Origin of the sequence: Neotabrizicola paludis (genome assembly GCF_044142105.1) — a bacterium.
Lineage (GTDB): Bacteria > Pseudomonadota > Alphaproteobacteria > Rhodobacterales > Rhodobacteraceae > Pseudogemmobacter.
Map to the genome: position 1 here is coordinate 76,854 of NZ_JBGTYM010000011.1, position 22,846 is coordinate 99,699.

Here is a 22,846-nt window from a genome sequence, read left to right on the forward strand (position 1 = left end):
CCGGGTCAGCGCTCCTTCACATAGGGCTCGCCCCCGGCGCGGGGCGGGATGGCCTTGCCGACGAAGCCCGCAAGGACGAAGACGGTCAGGACATAGGGCAGCGCGTCGAGGAAGGGCACCGGCACCTTCACCCGCACCACCCATTCCACCACATCGGGACGCAGTGCGAGGGCCTGGAAGAAGCCGAACAGGAGGCAGGCCCACATCGCCGCGACCGGGCGCCATTTGGCGAAGATCAGCGCCGCGAGCGCGATATAGCCGCGGCCCGCCGTCATGTCCTTGCCGAAGCCGGCCTGGAGCGCGGTGGCCATATAGGCGCCGGCGAGACCGCAGAGGATGCCGGTGATCATCAGGGCCGAGAAGCGCAGGCGGGTCACCGAGATCCCGGCCGTGTCGACGGCGGCGGGGTTTTCGCCCACCGCGCGCAGGCGCAGGCCAAAGCGGGTGCGGTAGAGTGCCCACCAGGTCAGGGCCACGCAGGCGAAGGCGACATAGACCAGAAGGGCATGGCCCGAGATCACCTCGGCATAGAAGGGGCCGACCAGCGGGATGGCGCGGGCTTCCTCGGCGAAGGGCAGGGTGATGGTGCCGAAGCGGGCGGCGCCTTCCAGCGGCGGGGTGCGGCCGCCCTGGCCGAACAGCCGCTGCGCGACGAGGACGGTCAGGCCGGCGGCGAGGAAGTTCAGCGCCACGCCGGAGATGAGCTGGTTGCCGCGGAAGGTGATCGAGGTCAGGCCGTGGATCAGCGCGAAGAGGAGCGAGCCGCCGATCGCGGCCAGAAGCCCGAGCCAGGCCGAGCCGGTCAGTGCCGCCACGGTGCCCGCGCACATGGCGGCGGCCAGCATCTTGCCCTCGAGCCCGATGTCGAAGACGCCGGAGCGTTCGGAATAGAGCCCGGCGAGGCAGGCGAAAAGCAAGGGCGTCGCGAAGCGCAGCGCCGTGTCGAGGATCTGAAGGAGGGTGTTGTAATCCATCACGCAGCCCCCCCGACAACGGGTTTCGGGCGGCGGAACAGCGAGAAGATCCGCGTCAGAAGCATGCGTACCCCCACATCCAGCGCGCCGGTGAACAGGATAACGAGACCCTGCACCACGACCCGCATCTCGATCGGGATCTTGGTCCAGAGGCCGAGTTCGGCCCCGCCCTGGAACAGGAAGCCGAAGAGGAAGGCCGCGAGCACGACGCCGAGCGGGTGGTTGCGGCCCATGAGCGCCACCGCGATGCCGATGAAGCCAGCACCCGAGGCCGAGTTCTGCACCAGACGCCCCGCCTCGCCCATGACGTTGTTGATCGCCATCAGACCGGCCAAGCCGCCCGACAGGATCATGGCGATCATGATGATCTTCGTCGCGCTGATGCCAGCGTAGCGCGCCGCCGCCTCGGACTTGCCGAAGGCGCGGATGTCATAACCAAGGCGCGTGCGCCACAGCAGCGCCCAGACGCCAAGCGCGAGCAGGAGCGCCACGAAGAAGGTGACGTTGGCCGGGACGATCTGGTAGTCGATATTGCCCGCGGCATTCAGCTTGACCGCGCCATCGGCGGTGTAGCGCTGGAACAGGTGCTGCAGTCCCGGGATTTCGTGAAAGCGCGGCAGGGCGGCGTCGGGCCCGAAACGGGCCGTGGCCGGGTCCATCTGACCGGCCGGGCGCAGCACATCGACCAGAAGGAAGATCAGAAGGCTGGCCGCGATATAGTTGAACATGATCGTGGTGATCACGATATGGCTGCCGCGTTTCGCCTGAAGCCAGGCCGGGATCGCGGCCCAGGCCGCCCCGAACAGCGCCGCGCCGCAGGCTGCGCCGAGGAGCGCCAGCGTCCAATGCGGCCAGGGGATGTACAAGAGCGCCAGCGCGACACCCAGGCCGCCGAGTTGCGCCTGCCCCTCGCCGCCGATGTTGAACAGGCCGGCATGGAAGGCCATGGTCACGGCGAGGCCGGTGAAGATGAAGCTGGTGGTATAGTATAGCGTATAGCCCCAGCCGCTTGCGGTCATCACCGTGCCCTGGATCATCACATCCAGCGCCTCGAGCGGGTCCTGGCCGATGGCGAGGATGACAAGCGCCGAGCAGAGCGCGGCGAGAAGAAGCGAGACCAGCGGCACCAGCGTGACATCGGCCCATTTCGGCAGGCGGTCCATCAGGCGGCTTCCCCCTTGGGCGTGTCGGTGATCCCGGCCATCAACAGGCCCAGTTCGCGTTCATTGGTGGTCTCGGGGTCGCGTGTGCCCATGATCTGTCCGTCGAACATCACGGCGATGCGGTCGGACAGCGAGAGAATCTCGTCCAGTTCGACCGAGACCAGCAGGATCGCAGCCCCGGCGTCGCGCAATGCGATGAGCTGTTTGTGGATGAATTCGATGGCGCCGATATCGACGCCGCGGGTGGGCTGGCCGACCAGAAGAAGCGTCGGGTTCTGCTCGAACTCGCGGGCGACGACGATCTTCTGCTGGTTGCCGCCCGAGAAGTTCTTGGCGGCGAGCCAGCAATCGGGCGGGCGCACGTCGAAAGTTTCCATCTTGCGCCGCGTGTCGTCGCGCAGGGCGTCATTCGACATGAACAGCGCATTGGCCTGATATTTAGGATCGTCGGAATAGCCGAAGGCGACGTTTTCCCAGGCGGTGAAATCGAGGATCAGCCCGTGATGCTGGCGGTCTTCGGGCACATGGCCGACCCCCGCCGCGCGGCGGCTGCGGCCATCGGCCCCAGCGCCCGACAGGGGCAGGGGGGCGCCGCTGAGACGGACAGTGCCGGTTGCCGGCATCATGCCGCCCAGGGCGGCGAGAAGTTCCGACTGGCCATTGCCCGCCACCCCGGCAATGCCAAGGATTTCTCCGGCGCGGATCTCAAGGCTGACGCCCTTCAGCCGTTCGACGCCATGTTCGTCGCGGACGCGCAGATCCGCGACCTCCAGCACCAACGCGCCGGGCCGGGCCGGGGGTTTTTCCACCTCCAGCAGAACCTTGCGACCGACCATCAGCTCGGCCAGCGCCTCGGGGCTGGTCTCGGCGGTCTTGACGGTGGCGACCATGGTGCCGCGGCGCATGACGCTGACATTGTCAGTGGCCTCCATGATCTCGCGCAGCTTGTGGGTGATCAGGATGACGGTCTTGCCCTGCGCCTTCAGCCCCTTGAGAATGCGGAACAGGTGATCGGCCTCGTCCGGGGTCAGGACGCCGGTGGGTTCGTCGAGGATCAGGATATCGGCCTGGCGGTAAAGGGCCTTGAGGATCTCGACCCGCTGCTGATGGCCGACGGACAGGTCCTCGATCATCGCGTCGGGATCGACATCGAGATCGTATTCCTGCGCCAGCCGCTGCAATTCGGCCCGCGCCTTGCGCAGGCTGGGGCCGAGCAGCGCGCCTTCCTCGGCGCCCAGGACGACGTTTTCGAGGACGGTGAAATTCTGCACCAGCTTGAAATGCTGGAAGACCATGCCGATGCCGGCGCGGATGGCGCTCTGGCTGTCGGGGATGGCGGTCGGGGTACCGTTGATCAGGATCTGGCCGCTATCGGCCTTGTAGAAGCCGTAGAGGATGGACATCAGGGTCGACTTGCCGGCCCCGTTCTCGCCGATGATGCCGTGGATCGTGCCCTTCGGCACGGCGATGTTGATGTCCTTATTGGCCTGCACCGGGCCGAAGGCCTTGGAGATGCCCTTCAGCTCGATGGCATGGGCCATATGCGAGACGGGGGCGGCCACGGGCCGCCCCCCTTCCGATGCTGCGGCCATCAGAACGTGGCGGCCGGGCAGGTGTTGTCGGACATGTAGTCATGCACCTTGATCTCGCCCGCCTTGATCTTGGCCGCGGCGTCATCAACCTTGGCGACCATCTCGGGGGTCACGAGCGAGGCGTTGTTCTCGTCCATGGCATAGCCGACGCCATCGTTGGCCAGACCCATCACCTCGAGGCCGGGCTTGAGGTCGGTGCCTTCCTTGAAGGCGCTGTAGACGGCATTGTCGACGCGCTTCATCATCGAGGTCAGCACCGAACCGGGATGCAGGTAATTCTGGTTCGAGTCGACGCCGATCGACAGGATGCCCTCATCGGCAGCGGCCTGCAGCACGCCCACGCCCGTGCCACCGGCGGCGGCATAGATCACGTCGGCGCCCTGGGCCTTCTGGCCCTTGGCCAGTTCGGCGCCCTTGACCGGATCGTTCCAGGCCGCCGGGGTGGTGCCGGTCATGTTGAGGACGATCTTGATGTCGGGGTTTACCGCCTTGGCGCCTTCGGCATAGCCGCAGCCGAATTTGCGGATCAGCGGGATGTCCATGCCGCCGATGAAGCCGACAGTGCCGGTCTTCGAGGCCATGGCGGCCAGCATGCCGACCAGATAGCTGCCCTCATGCTCGGTGAAGACGACCGATTTCACGTTGGGGGCATCGACGACCATGTCGATGATGGCGAATTTGGTGTCGGGGAAATCGGGGGCGACCTTGGCCAGCACATCGCCGAAGGCGAAGCCGGTCATCACCACCGGGTTGGCGCCAGCCTCGGCCAGACGGCGCAGCGCCTGTTCGCGCTGGGCCTCGTCCTGCATTTCCAGTTCCTTGTAGGTGCCGCCGGTTTCCTTGGCCCATTTCTCGGCGCCGTTGAAGGCGGCCTCGTTGAAGGATTTGTCGAACTTGCCGCCAAGGTCGTAGATGATCGCCGGGTCGGCGGTGGCCATGCCGGCCATGAGCGCCATGGCGGCGGTCACCCCCGCAAGGGATTTCATCAGGGTCATCGGTTTTCTCCCGGTTGAACAAACCATTGCCGCCCGGTTCTTGCGGGGCCAAAGCACCGGCCGCCTGCGGGCGTTTCATTCGTCAGATTACGCGCCAAGGCCCTGCGGGGGTCAAGTCGGATTCGCGAGCGGCAGGCGGCGTTCCTGACCTTTTGGTCAAGTTCCGCCGGGGCAGGGCCGCGGGAACGGGCGGGCTCAGAGCGCCCGGGTCATCACCAGCGCATCGACCCGCGGGCCTTCGGGCGTGGTGTAATAGCCGCGGCGCCGGCCGGACAGGGTGAAACCCTGCGATTCGTAGAGTTTGACGGCACCGGGGTTCTCGGCGCTGACCTCAAGAAAGGCCTGATCGGCCCCGCGCAACCGGGCCTGATAGAGAAAGCGCGACAGCAGTTTCGCGCCAAGGCCAAGGCGGCGGGATTCCGGCGCGACGGCCAGGGTCAGAAGCTCTGCCTCGCCCGCGACCGCGCGACCGACAAGGAAGCCCGCATCGCCCTCGACCAGCAGGAAGGCAAGGGGATCGGCGGTGAAGCTGGCGAAATCGGCGGCGGACCAGGGGGGCGGGCTGCGAAAGCAGCGGGCGTGGAGCGCGGCGAGCTGGTCGGGCGTCACGGCAGGATCACCCCAATATCACGGGGGGCGGGTCGGCGGGCGGGGCGGCATCGGCGCCGCGCAGGTAGAAGGGGGCCGGGCGCGGCAGGTCGGTCCGGTGCAGGCGCTGGGCGGCGAGGCGGAGGATCGCTTCGGCCAGCGGCACGGGCTGGGGCAGGGCGCTGGGCCCGGCGGCGCTTCCGGTCAGGGCGCCGGGCGGCGGGGCGCTTTCGGCGGGAGCAAGATGCGCGGGGCCAAGGCCCTCGGCGGTGAAAGCCTGCACATAGGTCTCGCCCCGCCTTGCATCCTCGATCACGGTCAGCGGGCGGGGCAGGCCAAAGGCCCGCGCCTCGAGCGCGGTGATGCCGATGGCGGGAATGCCAAGGCCAAGGGCCAGGCCGCGCGCGGCGGCGACGGCGATGCGGATGCCGGTGAAATTGCCGGGGCCGGTGCCGACGGCCAGCGCGGTCAGGTCGGTCCAGCCAAGATCCCCGGCGGCGAGAAGCTCTTCAAGAAAGGGCAGAAGGCGTTCCGCCTGACCCTTTTCCATCGGTTCAAGCCGCTGGAGGACAGTGCCATCGGGCAGAAGCAAGGCGGCGGCGCAATGCGCCGCCGAACTGTCGAAAGCGAGGATCGCAGGCATCTTGCCTCAGGCGGCGACGGGGCGCACTTCGGTCACTTCGGGGATGTAGTGCCGCAGCAGGTTCTCGATGCCCATCTTCAGCGTCAGGGTCGAGGAGGGGCAACCCGCGCAGGCGCCCTGCATATGCAGGTAGACCACACCGCGATCGAAGCCATGGAAGGTGATGTCGCCGCCATCCTGCGCCACGGCAGGGCGGACGCGGGTGTCGAGCAATTCCTTGATCTGGCGAACGATCTCGCCGTCTTCGCCGCTATGCGCGGCATGGCCACCGCTGGCCGCGCCGCCCTCGACGGCGGCGGCGCCCGACTGGAAATGCTCCATGATCGCGCCCAGGATCGCCGGCTTGATATGCTGCCAGTCGGTGTCTTCTGCCTTGGTCACGGTGACGAAATCCGAGCCGAGGAAGACGCCCGTCACCCCGCCAGCGGCGAAGATGCGCCGGGCCAGCGGCGAGGTCGCGGCCGCGTCGACATTGGGGAAATCGGCGGTGCCAAGGTCAAGCACGGTCTGGCCGGGCAGGAATTTGAGCGTTGCCGGGTTGGGCGTGGATTCCGTCTGGATGAACATCTGATATCTCCGACCGTTCCACTCGGATATGCGCTCCGCTGGGGCACAAGTCAAGTTTGGAACGATTCCAGATTGCCCGGAACGGGATCAGCTGCGGTCGCTGCCCCAATAGGCATACATCTGTTCGATCGCGGTGAGCGCCCGAAGGTTGACATTGCGCAGCAGGGCGCGTTCCTCGGCGTGGAAGGTGACCTGGGCGCTGGGCTGGGCGGGGGCGGCGGCGCGCGGGTGCATGTGGACGGACATTGCCGTTCTCCTTGACCTTAAATCCTCCCGTGACGGGGATATAGGCCGATGCTGCGATGCAGAAAACCCGGGCCTCGCGCATGTCCCCTCTGCGCTGGGGGCATGGCTTTAAATGCGGGCGGCCCGGACCTTGGGCAAGGGTCCGAGCCGCAGGTTTCGCAAAGGATTGCCGGGCCTTACTGGTAGCAGTGCAGCGGCACGACCGCGTCGGAGACGCCTTGCGGCACTTCGCCCGACATCTCGCCCGACGTGCCGTCGCCCTGCGGGCGGGTGACGCGGTTCTGGGCAAGGAAGGTCAGCAAGGGGCCGGAAGGCACGGCGAAGTTCATGTTCTGCGGCAGAGAGCCGGTCTCCTCAAGGATCGCCATGTCGTCGACCCGCGCCACCACCACGCCGATCACCGCGCCCTTCTTGTTCAGAAGCGGACCGCCGGAATTTCCGGGCTGGACGGGGGCGGTGATCATCACGCGGTTGGACGAGCCGTCGATGCCGCGCAGGGCGCTGACATTGCCCGAGGTCACGGTCAGGCCCTGATCGAGCGAGGTGTAATAGGGATAGCCAAGTGCCGTGACCGCCTCGCCCAGCTTGGGCACTTCCAGCGCCGAGAGCTTGAGCCAGGCCCCGGCATCGGTCGCGCCGGAGAGGACGGCGAGGTCGAGGCTGGAATCCGAGGCGATGACCTCAAGCGGGGTGCCGTCGATCATGGCCATGGCGCCGCAGCCCTCGACCACATGTGCGGCGGTCACAAGAAGCGTGGGGGCGATGTAGAAGCCGGTGCCAGAGCCCTTGATCGTGCCGCTGATCTTGGGCTTGGGCGGCTCGGCCGGGGCGGCGGCGACGCCACCGGGATCGGCCGGGGCCGCGCCCGTGCCGGGGGCGAGGATCGGGGCGGGGCCCGGGGCCGCGCCAATGCCGCCGGGGGCCGGGGCAACGGGGGCGGGTGCGGCCGCGACGGGCGTGGTCGGATCGGCGGGGGGCGGGGTGCCCAAAATGGGCGCGGCGCCGCCCGGCGCGGGGGCAGGGGCGGGCGCGGCACCGGGGGCCGGGGTGCCCAGAACCGGCGGATTGGGGCTGGGAGAGGCGCCGACATCGACCGTCTTCGGGGCCGGGGCGGGCGCAGGTGCAGGGGCGGGAGCCGGAGCAGGCGCGGGGGCCGCCGCCACGCCGGGCGGCAGCGGGCGGCGCACCTGATCCTTGGGATCGGAGGGCCCACCGGGCGCGGCGGGGGCAACCGATGCGGTGCTTTGGCCATTGACGATCTGGTCGATCACGCCGCCATCGGTCCAGATCAGCGTCGCCGGGCTGCCGCCCACGGTGATCGAACTGGCCAGGATGTTGAGCTGGTTGAAATAGTCAGGCCGCACGACGATGGAAATCGTCGACCATTGCTTGCCCACCAGATCCGAGCGGGCATAGGCGATGAAGCCGTCATTGATCTCGGTCGAGGTGATCCACATCGACTGATCGCTATACTGGAAGGGCTTGGCGCCCGGTGCCTGCTTGCCCATGAACCAGTCATGCACCGACTTCATGTCGCCGAAATTGTCGAAACGGACGATCATCGAGAAGCCTTCGTCCTTGGACAGGAACTCGATCACGGCGTCATTGTCGACCTGTTGCAGCAATTCGAACGGATGCAGGTAGGAGATGCCGTTCGATTCCGAATAGAAGAGCTGCCAGCCGTTCTTCACCCGCTCATCCTCGAGATCGAGGATCAAGTCCTTGAGATCGCCGAAGCTTGGGCTGCGGGTCGATTCCTCGCGCTGCATATAGGCTTCCAGCGCGGTCTGGGTATCGGCGTTCCACACCCCGTCGAGAAAGCCGTAATAATCGCCGGAAAAGGCCAGCGCGGCCTGAATCGTCGCGGTATCCTCGCGGCTGAGGGCGGAGGGGTCGAATTTCTGGTCGAGCCAACCCTGGGCCGAGGCCGAAAGGGGCGCGAGCAAAAGCGCGACGAGGAAGAGAAAGCCGGTTGAAAACGCGCGCATGGCGAAAACCTGTGCGGACATGAATGGATCAAGGCCCATGGTGGCGCGGATTTGCCACGGGATTCAAGAGAATCTTGCGTGATCGCAGGTCGGGGATACCCGAGGGTGGCCGCCATGCCCGCCGGGATGCGGCTGGTCTCAGGTGATGGCTTCCAGCCGTTCCTTCGACATGTCGCCGGGCACGATGGTGATCGGGATCGGCAGGTTGCCGGAATTGCGGCTCATCGCGGTGACAAGCGGGCCGGGGCCGTTCTTGTCGGTGCCCGCACCCAGCACCAGAACGGCGATCTGTTCGTCTTCCTTCACCTGGGCGAGGATTTCGTTCACCGGATCGCCCTCGCGGATCACCAGTTCCGGGTTCACACCCTGCTTGTCGCGCATCCATTTGGCGAAGACCTCGAAATGCGCCTCGATCCGCTCGCGCGCCTCGGCGCGCATCAGGTCGGCCACGCCCATCCAGTGCTGGTATTCTTCGGGCGGAACGATCGAGAGGATGGTGACGCCGCCGCCGGTATGGGCCGCGCGCAGGGCGGCGAACCGCATCGCGTTCAGGCATTCGCGGCTGTCATCCAGAACGACCAGAAACTTGCGCATCCTGTTCCCCCAAGGCTTCGCGGCCGGATCATGGCCCGGGCCACAGGGGGAAGGCAAGGGGCGGTGCGGTCAGCGGGTCGCTGCGGGAAGCGCGGCGGCCTTGGCCTCGGCCTCGGGTGCGCGGCGCCACATCGCGAAGGAACGCGACAGGTTCAGCACCGCGAGCGCGGCCCAGAGTCCGTGATTGCCGAAGGCAGGCACCAGCAGGGCCAGCGCCAGGCCATAGATCGCCACGCAGGGCACCATGAGGTTGCGCATGGTCCGGGTAAGGGTGGCGCCGATAAAGATGCCGTCATAGGTCCAGGCGGCAGTGCCGATCAGCGGCGCGGCCACGACCCAGGGCAGGAAGGCGCGGGCCTCGGCCCGGACGTCGGGGGCGGTGGCCATCAGGTCGATCAGCGCCGGGCCGACAAGCGCGAAGATCAGCCCCAGCGCCAAAGCCCCGGCAAAGCCCCAGAACAGGGTCAGTGCGGCGGCGCGGCGCACCGCATCGGGCCGCCGCAGGCCGACCGCCTGACCCACCAGCGCCTCGGCGGCGAAGGCGAAGCCATCCAGCGCATAGGCGGTGATCTCAAGGAATTGCAGCAGGATCTGATTGGCGGCGAGCGTCACGTCGCCTTCGCGTGCCCCCAGGAAGATGAAGGTGGTGAAGGAGAGTTGCAGCAGGACCGAGCGGATCATGATGTCGCGGTTGACATCGAGCATGAGCCGCAGCGCCGCGCGGTCCCAAAGCCGCGCCCGCGCCGCCGCGAATCCCGGGCCGAAGGTGCTGCGACAGAGCCAGAGACCAAGGGCGAGCCCGGTCCATTCGGCGATCAGGGTGGCGGTGGCGACACCCGCGACGCCCCAGCCAAGCCCCAGCACGAACCAGAGGTCAAGGACCAGGTTCAACCCGGTGATCCAAAGCTGCACCGCGACCATGGCCCGCGTGCGTTCGACCGCGAGAAGCCAGCCCGAGACGGCGAACAGCGCGATGGTGGCAGGGGCACCCCAGATGCGGATCGCCAGATAGCCGCGCGCCAGCACCTCGACCTCGGGCGTGGCGGGAGCCAGGGCGAAGGCGCCGCGGATCAAGAGGTTTTGTGCCAGGATCAGCGCAAACCCCGCCACGGCGCCGATCAGCAGGGCGCGCAGAAGGATGGCCGCGCGCTCGGCCGCATCGCCCGTGCCATGGGCCTGGGCGGCAAGGCCCGACGTGCCCATGCGCAGGAAGCTGAAGATCCAGTAGAGCGTGGCGAGGATGACGGCGCCAAGCCCGACCGCGCCGATGGGGGCGGCCAGGCCCATCTGGCCGACGACCCCGGTATCGACAGCGCCGAGCAGCGGCACCGTCGCGTTGGAAAGGACGATCGGCGCGGCGATCTTCCAGACGCGGCGATGGGTCAGCGGGGCATCGGGGCCGACGGTGCTCACGGCGGGTAATTGCGGGCCGGCGATTTCCACAGGGAAATCGGTTCGGTATCCGCGCGCCGTGCTGTCCCGGTCATTCGTGATGCGCCCCGCGCATCAGGAAATGCCCGGTGCCCTGCGCGAAAAGCCGGCTGCGATCTTCTTGCCAGGCCTCGACATGGACGCTGGCATAGCGGCGGCCGGAGCGGACGATCCGCGCGACGGCGTAAGCGTCACGGGCAAGGCCGGGGCGCAGATAATCGACGGTCAGGTCGATGGTCTTGGGGAGCGGGTGGTCCGCCGTGCCGGGCGTGTCTTGCGGGCCAAGCTCCTGCCAGGCAAGACCGACGATGGCGGTCACTTCCAGAAAGGCTGCCGTCACTCCGCCATGCAAAGCGGGCAGCACCGGATTGCCGATCAGCATCGGCTGGAAGGGCAGGACGGCGGTCAGCGCCTCGCCCTGGCGCGTGAAATGCAGACCGAGGAAGCGCAGATAGGGGATGCGGGCGACAAAGGCGTCGAGCAGCGCGTCGCGTGGATCGGTCATGCCTTGTCCGCCCCGGGCAGGGTGACGGTGAAGGCGCCGGTGCCCATGGCGACGGGGCGGCTCTCATCCTCGTCCGTGGCAAGAACGCGCACGAAGGCGACCGAGCGGGTGACGTGGTGGCATTCGGCCCGCGCGCGGATCACCTGGCCCGGCGTCGCGGGCCGGAAATAGTCGATCCTCAGGTCGAGCGTCGCGGTCACGCCCGTGCCCGCAGGATGGCACATCACCGCCGCGCCCGAGGCCGTGTCCATCAGGGTCGAGACCGCGCCACCGGCGATCACCCCGGTCGATGGATCCCCGACAAAGCGCGGATCATAGGGCATGGCGATCACAGCCACGCCCGAACCGACCTCCTCCATCTCAAGCCCCAGCGCATGGGCATGGGGCAGGGCGGCGATGAACTGGCGGGCACGGGTCAGGATCTCGGACATGCGCGCATCAAACGCCGCCGCATCGCCGGGTGCAAGCCCCCGTCTTGGCCCTCTTTTTGCCGGGCCAGCGGGTTCCCGACGCGATCCTGTTGCGCCTTTGCAGGGCTGGATTTACCATCCGGGGACAAGGAAAGGGTGCAAGATGACCGACGATCCGCGCCTGAGTTTCAAGGAGATGTGCGCCCGGTTCGATGTGACCCCGCGCACCCTGCGGTATTATGAGTATATCGAGCTTCTTGCCCCCGATCGCGAGGGCCGCAGCCGGTTTTACGGGCCGCGCGAAGTGGCGCGGATGAAGTTGATCCTGCGCGGCCGCCGCTTCGGCTTTTCTCTGGAAGAGATTCGCCAGTGGCTGTTGATCTATGGCAAGAAGGGCGAGCGCCAGCAGCTTGAAAACTGGCTGGGTCTGGCCGACCGGCAACTGACCGAGCTTGAGCGTCAGCGCCGCGAGCTGGACAGCAGCATCGAGGACCTGCGCGCGCTGCGGGCGACGGCGGTGGCCGAGATGGAAAAGCTGGGCTGACACCACGGTCGCTCCTGCGCAAAGTTCCGCCAAATCCTGTGCATTTCGTGACGTGACGTTACGCTTACGTTAACGTCAACTGCCTTGGTATGCAGCGGACAGATGCCTATTTGGGGAGGAGAAACTCCCTCCCGGATATTCCAACGAGCCCAGCATGACCCAGATCCAGCCCGTTACTCAGGGCGGCGACCTTTTGTCGATCCGCGAGATGTGCGACGCCTATGACGTCACGCCGCGCACCCTGCGCTTCTATGAAGCCAAGGAGCTTCTCCAGCCCATCCGTCAGGGCAGCCGCCGCCTGTACACGCGGCGCGACCGCGCCCGGCTGACGCTGATCCTGCGCGGCAAGCGCTTTGGCTTCTCGCTTGAGGATATCCGCCAGACCCTGGACCTTTACGACAGGGATGGCAGCAATTTGCAGCAACTTCTGCGCACCTATGACCTTGCCCGCGACAGGCTGGTGGCGATGGAGACGCAGCGCGACGAACTGACCGAGGCGATCGGCGATCTGAAGCATGAGCTGGAGCGGGTCGCCGCCATCATCGCAGGCATTCGCAAGGCGGCCGAATAGCCGCGCCCGGCCGACCGGCGCATGAGGGGCGCTGGCAGGCGAGGCCGAGTGCGGCCGCGGGTGAAGGGCCGCAAGAGACAAGAACCGGAGGCGCCGCAAGCGGCGTGCGAGACCAGAGGGAGACGACCAGGTGACCAGCTATAATGCCCCCGTGAAGGACATGCAGTTCCTGCTGCACGAGGTTCTGAAGATCTCGGCTTCCGACATTCCGGGCTATGCCGATCTGGACGAGGGATTCACCGCGGCGGTGCTGGACGAGGCGGGCAAGGTCGCCTCGGAGGTTCTGGCGCCGCTGAATGCCGTGGGCGACCGCGAGGGCTGCGTGCTGGAAAATGGCGTGGTGCGCACGCCCAAGGGGTTCGACGCGGCCTTCAAGGCGATGAAAGAGGGCGGTTGGACGGCGCTGGATTGCGATCCCGACTATGGCGGGCAGGGTCTGCCCTATCTGGTCAATACCGCGGTGGGCGAGATTTTCGTGTCCGCCAATATGGCCTTCAACATGTATCAGGGCCTCACCCATGGCGCCTATTCGGCGATCCATACCCATGGCACCGCCGAACAGAAGGCCAAGTATCTGCCGAAGATGGTCAGCTGCGACTGGACCGGCACGATGAACCTGACCGAGCCGCATTGCGGCACCGATCTGGGGCTGATGCGCACCAAGGCCGAGCCGCAGGCGGATGGCAGCTATCTGATCACCGGGCAGAAGATCTTCATCTCGGCGGGCGAGCATGATCTGGCCGAGAACATCATCCATCTGGTTCTGGCCAAGGCGCCGGGCGGCGGCGAGGGCACGCGGGGCGTGTCGCTGTTCATCGTTCCGAAAGTTCTTGTGAACGAAGATGGCTCGCTTGGCGCGCGCAATGCGGTCAGCTGCGGCAAGCTGGAAGAGAAGATGGGGATCCACGGCAATGCCACTTGCGTGATGAACTATGACGGCGCCCGCGGTTGGCTTCTGGGCGAGCTGCATAAGGGCATGAAGGCCATGTTCACCATGATGAACGAGGCCCGGCTTGGCGTGGGCCTGCAGGGCTATGCCGTGGCCGAGGCCGCCTATCAGAATGCGCTGGCCTATGCGAAGGACCGTCTGCAGGGCCGCGCGGTGACGGGGGCGGAAAATCCCAACGGGCCGGCCGATCCGCTGATCGTGCATCCCGACATCCGCCGCAACCTGATGGAGCAGAAGAGCTTTGTCGAAGGCGCGCGGGCGCTGACCTTCTGGGGCGCCTCGCTGATCGACGCGGCCCATCGCAAGGGGGATGCGGCGGCCGACGGGCTGGTCGGGCTGCTGACCCCGGTGATCAAGGGCTTCCAGACCGACAAGGGGTTCGAGATGGCGGTGCAGGCCCAGCAGATCTGGGGCGGGCATGGCTATATCGAGGAACAGGGCATGTCCCAGTTCGCCCGCGATGCCCGGATCGCGATGATCTATGAAGGCGCGAATGGCGTGCAGGCGCTGGATCTGGTCGGCCGCAAGCTGGCGCAGGATGGCGGCAAGCATGTGATGGCTTTCTTCGAAATGGTGAAGGCCGAATGCAAGGCGCATGAGGCCGAGCCGCGCATGGCCGAGTACACGTCGCCGCTGAAGGCCGCGTCCAAGCAGATGCAGGCGGCGGGGATGTTCTTCATGCAGAATGGCATGAAGAACCCCAATGCGGCGCTGGCGGGGTCTTACGACTTCATGCATCTTATGGGTCATGTCTGCCTGGGCCTGATGTGGACCCGGATCGCCCGCGCCGCGCTGACCGCGCTGGACGAGGGACGCGGCGATGCCGCCTTCCTGCGGACGAAGCTCGCCACCGCGCGCTTCTACATGACGCGTCAGCTTCCGGCCTGCATGCTGCATCTGGCGCGGATCGAAAGCGGCGCCGAGCCGGTGATGGCGCTGGAAGCCGAGGCCTTTTAGACTGGCGCGAAAGCCCCGGGGGCGACGGTTTTCATACGAAAATCCCGCCCCCTTCCGACCGGAGGAGCCCGATGCCGAAACGTTTCCGCCTGACCCGCCGCTTCGCAGCCGCCATGACCGAGGATGGCTATCGCCGGCTGAAACGCTTTGCCGCCGAGGCGGGGCTGGAGGAGGGGGAGGCGCTGTCCTTCCTCTTCGAGCATTTCGACTCTGTGACGGACAAGGACAATCTCACGCACCGGCTGCGGCTGTTCAATTCGGAACTTGAGGCGCGGAAAGGCTGAGGGGTGCGGATGGACGGCGTGGGCGCCTTGCGCGGAGTGTATTTGGGCCAAGATGAACCCTTTGGGTCCAGCCCGATGCCGCTGTCCGTCCTGGCGGTACGGGGCTTCGGAACGGGGCTTCACCTCGGGCGGTCATCGGCGCTCCAGCCTGTACCGTGCGACGAAGGATCGGATGAAGTGATTCACGAAAGATCGCTTCATCTTGGCGAAGATACTCCGCGGGGGTCCGGGGGGCGCGAAGCGCCCGGGCGACCGGCGGCGGAATGGGAGGAAGACACGCAATGACGGTTCAGCTTTATTGCTTCGGGGAATCGGGCAATGCCTATAAATGCGCGCTGGCGCTGGAATTGACCGGCACGGCCTGGCAGGCGCGGCATGTCGATTTCTTCAACGGCGAGGCACGCGGGCCGGAGTTCCGCGCGATCAACGAGATGGGCGAAGTGCCGGTTCTGGTCGAGGGCGATCTGTCGCTGTCGCAATCGGGCGTGATCCTGCTGCATATCGCCGAGACCACCGGGCGGTTCGGCGGGGCCAGCCCTGACGAGGCGCGCGAGATCCTGCGCTGGCTGTTCTGGGACAATCACAAACTATCCACCCAGGTCGGCACCACGCGTTTCCTGATGAACTTCCTTCCCCCCGAAAAGCGGCCCGACGCGGTGATCGCCTTCCAGCAGGGACGCCTGAAGGCCGCCTATGGGGTGTTGAACGACCATCTTGCCGGACGGGACTGGATCGTCGGGCAGGGGCCGACGCTGGCCGATCTGTCTTGCTGCTCCTATCTCTATTACCCCGAGCCCTTCGGCTTCTCCCGCGCCGACTGGCCGAATATCGACGCCTGGCTTGACCGCATCTCGGCGCTGCCCGGCTGGAAACACCCCTATGACCTGATGCAGCGCGCCTTCCCGCCAAAGACGTGAGCCCATGCTGAGCCGCCTCGCCCTTGCTGCCATCCATGGCGACCAGCGGCATCTTTCGCCGCGCGAGGGGTATGGCTGCGCCTACCGCCTGGCTCATGGCGGCACCGGCTGTTCGGGTTTCGCCAAGGTGCAGATATCCGAACACGGGCTTTTCCGCGCCCTTCCGCCCATCTGCGCGCGCTTTGCCGCCTGCCGTGACACGGCGGAAGAGTTGCTTGCGCGCCGGCGCGCGGGCGAGAAGGAAAGCGAAGACAGGGGGATGAAACGGCGCGAGCGGTGGTGGGACAAGTGCGACTGCGGCCCCTGCGATTGCTTCCCGTCGACGCGCCGTGGCGGCCAAGACCTGACACCCGATTGCGACTGCACGCCCGACTGCTGCAGTCTCTGAGATGACCGGAGGACCACAATGACCGAAGCCTATATCTACGATGCCATCCGCACGCCGCGCGGCAAGGGCCGCCCTGATGGCGCATTGCACGAGGTCACCTCGGTCGCGCTTTCGGCGGGGCTGTTGAACGCCGTGAAGGAGCGCAACGGGCTGGAGGGCCATGCGGTCGAGGATGTGATCTGGGGCAATGTCACCCAGGTGGGCGAGCAGGGCGGGTGCCTGGCGCGCTCGGCGGTGCTTCTGTCCGATCTTGAGCAGTCGATCCCGGGTCTGGCGATCAACCGCTTCTGCGCCAGTGGCATGGAGGCGGTGAACCTGGCCGCCAATCAGGTGAAGGGCGGGGCCGGGCAGGCCTATATCGCGGGCGGGGTCGAGATGATGGGCCGGGTCGCCATGGGCAGCGACGGGGCGGCCATCGCGGTCGACCCGACGCTGGCGATGAAGACCTATTTCGTGCCCCAGGGCATCAGCGCCGATATCATCGCCACCGAATATGGCTTTACCCGCGCACAGGCCGATGCCCTGGCGGTGGAAAGCCAGCGCCGGGCCGCCGCCGCCTGGCAGGATGGGCGTTTTGCGAAATCGATCGTGCCGGTCAAGGATCGCAATGGCCTGATCATCCTCGACCGCGACGAATATATGCGGCCCGACACCACGGTCGAGGCGCTGGGCGCGCTGAAAGCCAGCTTCAAGGACATGGGCGAGGCCATGCCGGGCTTCGACAAGGTCGCCCTGATGAAATACCCGCATCTCGAGCGTATCGAGCATATCCATCATGCCGGCAATTCCAGCGGCATCGTCGATGGCGCGGCGGCGGTGCTGATCGGGTCGAAAGCCTTTGGCGAGGCCCACGGGCTGAAACCGCGCGCCCGCATCCGCGCCACCGCGAAGATCGGCACCGATCCGACGATCATGCTGACCGGGCCGGTGCCGGTGACCGAAAAGATCCTGCGCGACTCTGGCATGTCGATCAGGGACATCGACCTGTTCGAGGTGAACGAGGCCTTTGCCAGCGTGGTCCTGCGTTTCATGCAGGCCTTCGATGTCGATCCGGCGCTGGTGAACCCCAATGGCGGCTCGATCGCGATGGGCCACCCCTTGGGGGCCACCGGCGCCATCATCATCGGCACGCTGCTGGACGAGCTGGAGCGGACGGGCAAGGGCACCGGGCTTGCCACGCTTTGCATCGCCAGCGGAATGGGGGCGGCCACGATCATCGAAAGGATCTGAGCCATGACGCAGGAGGCGTTTCAGGTCTTGTCCGACCGTCTGAGCCGCGCGCTCGAGACCGGCAATGCCGCGCTCTATCGCTCGCTTGTGGTCCTGCCGCTGCGGGTCGCGCCGCGCGACGCGCCGGGCTATGTGGTCGAGACGCAGGATGAGCTTGATGCCGATTTCGCCCATTACCGTGACACGATCGTCGCGGCTGGCATCACCGACATCACGCGCGAGCTGATCGAGGTTGTGCCCGAGGCCAAGGGCAACCGCCTGCGCTATGCGGTGACGCTGCTGCGGCAGGACGAGCCGATAGGTCCGCCCCATGTGACCGAACTGTTGCTGGTGCAGACCGCAACGGGATTGAAGATCGCCGAGATGGTCTCGACCTCGACCCTGGTCGACTGGACCCGCCGCGCGGGCCCGCGCGGCGCGGCCCCACATCCACATTGAGGAAGATCATGCCAAAGCTCGACATGGACAAGGTGCCGGTCAAGACCGGATCGATCTATCCCGAACCCTATGCCGCGATGATGAGGGGCCGCTCGAGCCTGCGACTGGGCGAGGCGGCGGGGCTGACGCAATTCGGCGTCAATCTGGTGCGGCTGGAGCCGGGTGCGGTGTCAAGCCTGCGGCATTGGCACATGGCCGAGGACGAATTCGTCATGGTGCTGTCGGGCGAATGCGTGATGGTGCAGGACGCGGGCGAGACGGTGATGCGCCCGGGCGATTGCGCGGGCTTTCCGGCGGGTTCGACAGATGGTCACCATTTCCTGAACCGGACCGAGGAGCTTGCGACCTTTCTGGTGATCGGCAGCAAGGCACCGCGCGAGGTGGCGACCTATAGCGACCACGATCTGCGTATCGAGATCGAGGATGGCAAGGCGCGGTTCACCTATCGCGATGGCAGCGCCTGGAATGGAATGCGCGAATGAACTCGATGACGCATTTTCAGGATCGGCTCGATGCGGTGTCGCGCGCCGTTCTGAAGGGGGATTTCACCGCCTCTCTGCGCTGCCTGGACCTGCCCCATCCTTTCTCGACGCTTGAGGCTGATTTCGTGCTGCGCGACGCGTGGAAGGCCGAAGAGGACGCGGGCTGGCGTGCCGATATATGGCTTGAGCGCGGCCCGGCCCGGCCGGAGGCAAGGCCATGATCGTCGATCCGGCCAAGGCGCCGGTCAGCGCAGCGAAGGGATTGACCACCGCGCATCTGTCGGTAGCGGGCGGGATCACCCAATTCGGCGCCTATCTCGACACGCTGGATCCCGGCGCCTGGTCGAGCTTTCGCCACTGGCATTCGGCCGAGGACGAATTCCTGTATCTGCTGTCGGGCCGGGCCACCCTGCGCGATGATGACGGAATGACCGATCTGATGCCGGGCGACGCGTTGTGCTTCCGACGCGGCGATCCGAATGCGCATCACCTGACCAACCGGGACACGGAAGCGGCGCGCTGGCTGATCGTGGGGACGCGGGCGGCGGGCGATGTCTGCACCTATCCCGATGACCATCGCCGTCAGGTGAACGAGGCAACGCGCTGGCGGGTTGAGGCTTTTGACGGCCAGATCCTTCGCCAAGGCGATCTGCCGCAGGAATTGCTGAACCTGCCCGCGCCCTGGGGCAAGCCGTTTGACGGTGTCGCGATGCCGCGCGTTCTGCGGGCGGCGGGGCGCGAATGGGTGACCGAGGATGCCTATGTCCATCCCATTCTGGGCGGCGGGCTTGGCCCCTATCGCCATTGCGTCCTGGGCGACGTGGGCGGGCTGACGCAATTCGGTGTTCATCTTGAGGAATTGCCGCCGGGAAGCCGGTCGTCCTTCCGCCACTGGCACGAGACCGAGGATGAGGCGATCTATGTCCTGTCGGGCCATCCGGTCCTCGTCGAGGAGACCGAGACCCGGCTGAACCCCGGCGACATGGTCTGCTGGCCCAAGGGCACGCCCATCGGCCACCAGCTGGAAAATCGAGGGCCGGGAGCGGCTCTTTACCTCACCATGGGAACGCGGCTGCACCACGACCGCATCCATTACCCCGATCACGACCTGATCACCGAAAAAGACGGACCGGCCCGGCGCTATGCCCATGCCGATGGCCGCTTGCGCATGAAGGGAGACCACGCATGACCGAAGATTTCACCCTGGCCAAGGATGCCGATGGCATTGCCACCATCACCTGGGATGTCGCGGGCAAAAGCATGAATGTCATGTCCACGGCGGGCTTTGCGCTGCTGTCGGATCTGGTCGATCAGGCGCTGGCGGACGCAACGGTGAAGGGGATCATCCTTACTTCAGGCAAGAAGGATTTCGCGGGCGGGATGGATCTGAACGTCATCGCGCAGATGCGGGCGGGCGGGGCCGAAGCGATCTTTGACGGCGTGATGCAGATGCACAAGGTCCTGCGCAAGATCGAGCTGGCGGGGATGGACCCGAAGACCAAGAAGGGGGCCAAGCCGATTGTCGCAGCCCTGCCGGGCACGGCGCTGGGCATCGGGCTGGAACTGCCGCTCTCCTGCCACCGCATCTTCGCCGCCGAAAACCCCAAGGCCAAGATCGGCCTGCCCGAGATCATGGTCGGCATTTTCCCCGGCGCGGGCGGCACGACGCGGCTGGTGCGCAAGATGGGCGCGATGATGGCGGCGCCCTTCCTCTTGGAAGGCAAACTCTCGGACCCCAAAGCGGCCAAGGCGGCGGGGCTGGTCGATGAGGTCGTCCCCGCCGATCAGCTTCTGGCGCGGGCCAAGGAATGGGTGCTGGCGGCGAAGGACGCCGATCTCGTCAAGCCCTGGGATGACAAGGGCTATAAGATGCCCGGCGGCGCGCCCTATCACCCGGCGGGATTCATGACCTTTGTCGGCGCCAGCGCGATGGTGCATGGCAAGACGCAGGGCGTGTACCCCGCGGCCAAGGCGCTGCTGGCGGCGGTCTATGAGGGCGCGATGGTTCCCTTTGACACCGCGTTGAAAATCGAGGCGCGGCACTTCACCTCGGTGCTGCTGAACCCTTCGTCCAGCGCCATGATCCGCTCGCTTTTCATCAACAAGGAAGCGCTGGAGAAAGGCGCCAATCGGCCCGAGGCGCCCGATCAGTCGGTGAAGAAGCTGGGGGTGATCGGCGCGGGGATGATGGGCGCGGGGATCGCCTATGTCAGCGCCAATGCCGGGATCGAGGTGGTGCTGATCGACAGCACGCAGGAAGCGGCGGATCGCGGGCGCAAGCACAGCGAAGACCTGCTCGACAAGGGCGTGAAGCGCGGCAAGGTGACGGTCGAGAAGAAGGCGGAAGTGCTGGGTCGCATCACCGCCACCACCGATTACGCTGCTTTGAAGGGTGTGGATCTGGTGGTCGAGGCGGTGTTCGAGGACCCCAAGGTCAAGGCCGAGGTGACGAAGAAGATCGAGCTGGCGGTGGGGAAGGACTGCATCCTGGCTACCAATACCTCGACCCTGCCGATCACCGGCCTGTCCAAGGCCTTCGGCCGACCCGAGGATTTCATCGGCATCCATTTCTTCTCGCCCGTCGACAAGATGATGCTGGTCGAGATCATCAAGGGCGAAAAGACCGGCAGCCGCGCCGTGGCCAAGGCGCTGGACTTCGTCCGCGCCATCCGCAAGACGCCGATCGTCGTCAATGACGCCCGCTTCTTCTATGCCAACCGTTGTATCATTCCCTATATCAACGAAGGCATCCGTATGGTGGCCGAAGGGGTGGAACCGGCGCTGGTGGAAAACGCCGCCAAACTGGTAGGTATGCCGCTGGGACCCTTGCAACTGGTCGACGAGACCTCGATCGACCTGGGCGTCAAGATCGCCAAGGCGACCAAGGCCGCGATGGGGGCGGACTATCCGGACGAGGCGGTGGATCATGTCCTGTTCTGGATGGCCGATCAGGGCCGTCTGGGCCGCAAGTCGAATGCGGGCTTCTACGCCTATTCCGACAAAGGCGAGCGCCTGGGCCTTTGGGACGGGCTGGAACACAAATACCCTGCCGACAAGGCCCAGCCCTCGCTGTCGGATGTGCAGCATCGCCTGCTGATGGCGCAGGTCCTTGAGGCCGTGCGGGCGCTGGAAGAGGGTGTCTTGACCGATATCCGCGAAGGCGATGTTGGCGCGATCCTGGGCTGGGGCTTCGCGCCCTGGTCGGGCGGGCCCTTCTCGTGGTTGGACATTCTGGGTGCGGGCCGCGCGGTCGAAATCTGCCGCGGGCTGGTGGCGCAATATGGCCATCGCTTCGAGGCGCCGGCGCTGCTGCGCGAAATGGCGCAGAAGGGCGAGACTTTCTACGGCCGCTTTGGTGGCGGTGCCGCGAAGGCGGCCTGAGCGGGGTGGCGCCCCGGGGTGCGTGCTAATACACACACCGGGGCGCCGCGCCGACCTAGATCGCTAGGGTGCGTGCTTGCACGTATCCTAGCGCCGCGAGGCGATGACCAAACCGCCCGCGATCAGCCCGGCGCCGATTAGGTGGAAGGTCTCGATCCGCTCGCCCAGGAAGATCACCGCGAGAATGGTGCCGAAGACCGGCAGAAGGTGGATGAACAGCCCCGCCCGGCCCGCGCCGACCAACTCGACCCCGCGATTGAAGCAGAGATAGGAGAGGAAGCTGGGGAAGATCACCAGATAGGCCAGCGCGGCCATGTTGGCTTGCGTCATCGGCAGCACGTCGCCCGACAGATGCTCGCGGATGTAGAAGGGCAGCAGCGCCAGCGCCCCAAGGGTGAACAGCGCGGCCAGAAAGGCCAGGGGGTGCATCGCGGGCCTGCGCCGCAGCAGCGCCGAGTAGAAAGCATAGGCCACGACGGCCGCCAGAACCCAGAGGTCGCCCTGATTCACCGCCAGCCGCGCCAGCGCTTCGGGATGGCCGCGCGTGGCGATGAAGATCACGCCCAGAAGCGACAGCACCACGCCCAGCGACTGCAGCTTGCCCGGCATTTCTCCATACAGGCCGAAACAGGCGACGAGGATCAGCAGCGGGATCGCGGATTGCAGTAGAAGGGCGTTGACCGAAGTCGTCTCTTGCAGGCCGAAATAGAGGAAGGTGTTGAAGCAGGCGATGCCCAGCACCGCGATCAGGATCACCACCGGGAGTCTGGGGCGAAGAAGGCGCCATTCCCGGGCGAAATCCACCCGGCCCCGCGCCAGGAGCAGGATCGGGATCAGGGCCAGAACCCAGCGCCAGAACGCCAGCGCCACGGGGGGCGCCTCGGTCAGGATCGCGCGCCCGACGACGAAATTGCCCGCCCAGAACAGCGGGGCGAGGGTCAGGAGAAGATAGGCATTGCCCCAGATCCCGCCCCGCTTGCTGCCGGTGCTGCCTGCGCGTTCCATGATC

At 66.4% G+C, this 22,846-nt stretch carries 26 protein-coding genes; 12 read left to right on the forward strand and 14 right to left on the reverse strand.

Annotation, left to right across the window (positions count from 1 at the left end):
* Positions 1-5: 5 nt before the first annotated feature.
* The 13 genes from ACED67_RS19340 to ACED67_RS19400 form a co-directional block, all read right to left on the reverse strand.
* On the reverse strand, positions 6-974 hold the full coding sequence (locus ACED67_RS19340) for an ABC transporter permease (RefSeq protein ID WP_395543371.1): 969 nt from the start codon (positions 972-974) through the stop codon (positions 6-8).
* Positions 974-2,137: an ABC transporter permease gene (locus ACED67_RS19345; RefSeq protein WP_395543372.1), complete on the reverse strand. Its 1,164-nt coding sequence runs from the start codon at positions 2,135-2,137 to the stop codon at positions 974-976. The genes ACED67_RS19340 and ACED67_RS19345 overlap by 1 nt, the downstream gene beginning before the upstream one ends.
* Positions 2,137-3,729: an ABC transporter ATP-binding protein gene (locus tag ACED67_RS19350; RefSeq protein WP_395543373.1), complete on the reverse strand. Its 1,593-nt coding sequence runs from the start codon at positions 3,727-3,729 to the stop codon at positions 2,137-2,139. Before ACED67_RS19350 ends, ACED67_RS19345 begins: the two co-directional genes overlap by 1 nt.
* Positions 3,729-4,724, reverse strand: a complete 996-nt coding sequence (locus tag ACED67_RS19355) for a BMP family lipoprotein (protein ID WP_395543374.1) — start codon at positions 4,722-4,724, stop codon at positions 3,729-3,731. The genes ACED67_RS19350 and ACED67_RS19355 overlap by 1 nt, the downstream gene beginning before the upstream one ends.
* 195 nt (positions 4,725-4,919) lie before the next feature.
* Positions 4,920-5,333, reverse strand: coding sequence for a GNAT family N-acetyltransferase (locus ACED67_RS19360; RefSeq protein ID WP_395543375.1), 414 nt, complete (start codon positions 5,331-5,333; stop codon positions 4,920-4,922).
* A 7-nt stretch (positions 5,334-5,340) separates the two neighbouring features.
* The gene (gene tsaB / locus ACED67_RS19365; protein WP_395543376.1) at positions 5,341-5,955 is read right to left on the reverse strand and encodes a tRNA (adenosine(37)-N6)-threonylcarbamoyltransferase complex dimerization subunit type 1 TsaB; all 615 of its coding nucleotides are present in this window, start codon (positions 5,953-5,955) and stop codon (positions 5,341-5,343) included.
* A gap of 6 nt (positions 5,956-5,961) precedes the next feature.
* Positions 5,962-6,522 carry a NifU family protein gene (locus tag ACED67_RS19370; RefSeq protein WP_395543377.1) on the reverse strand — a complete coding sequence of 187 codons (561 nt, stop codon included), beginning with the start codon at positions 6,520-6,522 and terminating at the stop codon, positions 5,962-5,964.
* A gap of 87 nt (positions 6,523-6,609) precedes the next feature.
* On the reverse strand, positions 6,610-6,768 hold the full coding sequence (locus ACED67_RS19375) for a hypothetical protein (protein WP_395543378.1): 159 nt from the start codon (positions 6,766-6,768) through the stop codon (positions 6,610-6,612).
* A 176-nt stretch (positions 6,769-6,944) separates the two neighbouring features.
* Positions 6,945-8,756 (reverse strand): S1C family serine protease, encoded by a 1,812-nt coding sequence (locus ACED67_RS19380; RefSeq protein ID WP_395543379.1) that lies wholly within the window; start codon positions 8,754-8,756, stop codon positions 6,945-6,947.
* Between the two features lie 138 nt (positions 8,757-8,894).
* On the reverse strand, positions 8,895-9,350 hold the full coding sequence (locus ACED67_RS19385) for a universal stress protein (protein ID WP_395543380.1): 456 nt from the start codon (positions 9,348-9,350) through the stop codon (positions 8,895-8,897).
* Between the two features lie 69 nt (positions 9,351-9,419).
* The gene (locus tag ACED67_RS19390) at positions 9,420-10,763 is read right to left on the reverse strand and encodes an MATE family efflux transporter (RefSeq protein ID WP_395543381.1); all 1,344 of its coding nucleotides are present in this window, start codon (positions 10,761-10,763) and stop codon (positions 9,420-9,422) included.
* A 70-nt stretch (positions 10,764-10,833) separates the two neighbouring features.
* Positions 10,834-11,286, reverse strand: a complete 453-nt coding sequence (locus ACED67_RS19395; RefSeq protein WP_395543382.1) for a PaaI family thioesterase — start codon at positions 11,284-11,286, stop codon at positions 10,834-10,836.
* A complete protein-coding gene (locus tag ACED67_RS19400; RefSeq protein ID WP_395543383.1) occupies positions 11,283-11,717 on the reverse strand; it encodes a PaaI family thioesterase in 435 nt (144 codons plus the stop codon). Before ACED67_RS19400 ends, ACED67_RS19395 begins: the two co-directional genes overlap by 4 nt.
* A 142-nt stretch (positions 11,718-11,859) precedes the next feature.
* Between ACED67_RS19400 and ACED67_RS19405 the strand changes: the two genes are divergently transcribed.
* The 12 genes from ACED67_RS19405 to ACED67_RS19460 all read left to right on the forward strand — a co-directional run bounded on the left by ACED67_RS19405 (position 11,860) and on the right by ACED67_RS19460 (position 21,837).
* Entirely contained in the window at positions 11,860-12,240 is a 381-nt protein-coding gene (locus ACED67_RS19405) for a MerR family transcriptional regulator (protein ID WP_395543384.1), read from the forward strand.
* Positions 12,241-12,394: 154 nt separating this feature from the next.
* Entirely contained in the window at positions 12,395-12,811 is a 417-nt protein-coding gene (locus tag ACED67_RS19410; protein ID WP_395543385.1) for a MerR family transcriptional regulator, read from the forward strand.
* A 130-nt stretch (positions 12,812-12,941) separates the two neighbouring features.
* Entirely contained in the window at positions 12,942-14,717 is a 1,776-nt protein-coding gene (locus ACED67_RS19415) for an acyl-CoA dehydrogenase C-terminal domain-containing protein (RefSeq protein WP_395543386.1), read from the forward strand.
* 71 nt (positions 14,718-14,788) lie between these two features.
* Complete coding sequence (locus ACED67_RS19420; RefSeq protein WP_395543387.1) at positions 14,789-15,001, forward strand: hypothetical protein; 213 nt, start codon at positions 14,789-14,791, stop codon at positions 14,999-15,001.
* A gap of 281 nt (positions 15,002-15,282) precedes the next feature.
* On the forward strand, positions 15,283-15,918 hold the full coding sequence (locus ACED67_RS19425) for a glutathione S-transferase family protein (RefSeq protein ID WP_395543388.1): 636 nt from the start codon (positions 15,283-15,285) through the stop codon (positions 15,916-15,918).
* A gap of 4 nt (positions 15,919-15,922) precedes the next feature.
* On the forward strand, positions 15,923-16,306 hold the full coding sequence (gene yidD / locus ACED67_RS19430) for a membrane protein insertion efficiency factor YidD (protein ID WP_395543389.1): 384 nt from the start codon (positions 15,923-15,925) through the stop codon (positions 16,304-16,306).
* 18 nt (positions 16,307-16,324) lie between these two features.
* Entirely contained in the window at positions 16,325-17,536 is a 1,212-nt protein-coding gene (locus tag ACED67_RS19435) for an acetyl-CoA C-acetyltransferase (protein ID WP_395543390.1), read from the forward strand.
* A 3-nt stretch (positions 17,537-17,539) separates the two neighbouring features.
* On the forward strand, positions 17,540-17,974 hold the full coding sequence (locus ACED67_RS19440; RefSeq protein WP_395543391.1) for a hypothetical protein: 435 nt from the start codon (positions 17,540-17,542) through the stop codon (positions 17,972-17,974).
* 8 nt (positions 17,975-17,982) lie between these two features.
* Positions 17,983-18,456 carry a cupin domain-containing protein gene (locus tag ACED67_RS19445; RefSeq protein WP_395543392.1) on the forward strand — a complete coding sequence of 158 codons (474 nt, stop codon included), beginning with the start codon at positions 17,983-17,985 and terminating at the stop codon, positions 18,454-18,456.
* Positions 18,453-18,677, forward strand: coding sequence for a hypothetical protein (locus tag ACED67_RS19450; protein ID WP_395543393.1), 225 nt, complete (start codon positions 18,453-18,455; stop codon positions 18,675-18,677). The genes ACED67_RS19445 and ACED67_RS19450 overlap by 4 nt, the downstream gene beginning before the upstream one ends.
* Positions 18,674-19,645, forward strand: a complete 972-nt coding sequence (locus ACED67_RS19455) for a cupin domain-containing protein (RefSeq protein ID WP_395543394.1) — start codon at positions 18,674-18,676, stop codon at positions 19,643-19,645. Before ACED67_RS19450 ends, ACED67_RS19455 begins: the two co-directional genes overlap by 4 nt.
* Entirely contained in the window at positions 19,642-21,837 is a 2,196-nt protein-coding gene (locus ACED67_RS19460) for a 3-hydroxyacyl-CoA dehydrogenase NAD-binding domain-containing protein (protein WP_395543395.1), read from the forward strand. Before ACED67_RS19455 ends, ACED67_RS19460 begins: the two co-directional genes overlap by 4 nt.
* A gap of 87 nt (positions 21,838-21,924) precedes the next feature.
* On the opposite strand, the gene ACED67_RS19465 is transcribed toward ACED67_RS19460, so the two are convergent.
* Positions 21,925-22,842, reverse strand: coding sequence for a DMT family transporter (locus ACED67_RS19465; protein ID WP_395543396.1), 918 nt, complete (start codon positions 22,840-22,842; stop codon positions 21,925-21,927).
* Positions 22,843-22,846 lie beyond the last annotated feature (4 nt).

Excerpts from the sequence above, each read along its gene's own strand:
- ACED67_RS19340 (WP_395543371.1), bottom strand. The coding sequence starts at position 974 with ATGGATTACAACACCCTCCTTCAGATCCTCGACACGGCGCTGCGCTTC.
- ACED67_RS19345 (WP_395543372.1), bottom strand. The coding sequence starts at position 2,137 with ATGGACCGCCTGCCGAAATGGGCCGATGTCACGCTGGTGCCGCTGGTC.
- ACED67_RS19350 (WP_395543373.1), bottom strand. The coding sequence starts at position 3,729 with ATGGCCGCAGCATCGGAAGGGGGGCGGCCCGTGGCCGCCCCCGTCTCG.
- ACED67_RS19355 (WP_395543374.1), bottom strand. The coding sequence starts at position 4,724 with ATGACCCTGATGAAATCCCTTGCGGGGGTGACCGCCGCCATGGCGCTC.
- tsaB (WP_395543376.1), bottom strand. The coding sequence starts at position 5,955 with ATGCCTGCGATCCTCGCTTTCGACAGTTCGGCGGCGCATTGCGCCGCC.
- ACED67_RS19370 (WP_395543377.1), bottom strand. The coding sequence starts at position 6,522 with ATGTTCATCCAGACGGAATCCACGCCCAACCCGGCAACGCTCAAATTC.
- ACED67_RS19375 (WP_395543378.1), bottom strand. The coding sequence starts at position 6,768 with ATGTCCGTCCACATGCACCCGCGCGCCGCCGCCCCCGCCCAGCCCAGC.
- ACED67_RS19380 (WP_395543379.1), bottom strand. The coding sequence starts at position 8,756 with ATGCGCGCGTTTTCAACCGGCTTTCTCTTCCTCGTCGCGCTTTTGCTC.
- ACED67_RS19385 (WP_395543380.1), bottom strand. The coding sequence starts at position 9,350 with ATGCGCAAGTTTCTGGTCGTTCTGGATGACAGCCGCGAATGCCTGAAC.
- ACED67_RS19395 (WP_395543382.1), bottom strand. The coding sequence starts at position 11,286 with ATGACCGATCCACGCGACGCGCTGCTCGACGCCTTTGTCGCCCGCATC.
- ACED67_RS19400 (WP_395543383.1), bottom strand. The coding sequence starts at position 11,717 with ATGTCCGAGATCCTGACCCGTGCCCGCCAGTTCATCGCCGCCCTGCCC.
- ACED67_RS19405 (WP_395543384.1), top strand. The coding sequence starts at position 11,860 with ATGACCGACGATCCGCGCCTGAGTTTCAAGGAGATGTGCGCCCGGTTC.
- ACED67_RS19410 (WP_395543385.1), top strand. The coding sequence starts at position 12,395 with ATGACCCAGATCCAGCCCGTTACTCAGGGCGGCGACCTTTTGTCGATC.
- ACED67_RS19420 (WP_395543387.1), top strand. The coding sequence starts at position 14,789 with ATGCCGAAACGTTTCCGCCTGACCCGCCGCTTCGCAGCCGCCATGACC.
- ACED67_RS19425 (WP_395543388.1), top strand. The coding sequence starts at position 15,283 with ATGACGGTTCAGCTTTATTGCTTCGGGGAATCGGGCAATGCCTATAAA.
- yidD (WP_395543389.1), top strand. The coding sequence starts at position 15,923 with ATGCTGAGCCGCCTCGCCCTTGCTGCCATCCATGGCGACCAGCGGCAT.
- ACED67_RS19435 (WP_395543390.1), top strand. The coding sequence starts at position 16,325 with ATGACCGAAGCCTATATCTACGATGCCATCCGCACGCCGCGCGGCAAG.
- ACED67_RS19440 (WP_395543391.1), top strand. The coding sequence starts at position 17,540 with ATGACGCAGGAGGCGTTTCAGGTCTTGTCCGACCGTCTGAGCCGCGCG.
- ACED67_RS19445 (WP_395543392.1), top strand. The coding sequence starts at position 17,983 with ATGCCAAAGCTCGACATGGACAAGGTGCCGGTCAAGACCGGATCGATC.
- ACED67_RS19450 (WP_395543393.1), top strand. The coding sequence starts at position 18,453 with ATGAACTCGATGACGCATTTTCAGGATCGGCTCGATGCGGTGTCGCGC.
- ACED67_RS19455 (WP_395543394.1), top strand. The coding sequence starts at position 18,674 with ATGATCGTCGATCCGGCCAAGGCGCCGGTCAGCGCAGCGAAGGGATTG.
- ACED67_RS19460 (WP_395543395.1), top strand. The coding sequence starts at position 19,642 with ATGACCGAAGATTTCACCCTGGCCAAGGATGCCGATGGCATTGCCACC.
- ACED67_RS19465 (WP_395543396.1), bottom strand. The coding sequence starts at position 22,842 with ATGGAACGCGCAGGCAGCACCGGCAGCAAGCGGGGCGGGATCTGGGGC.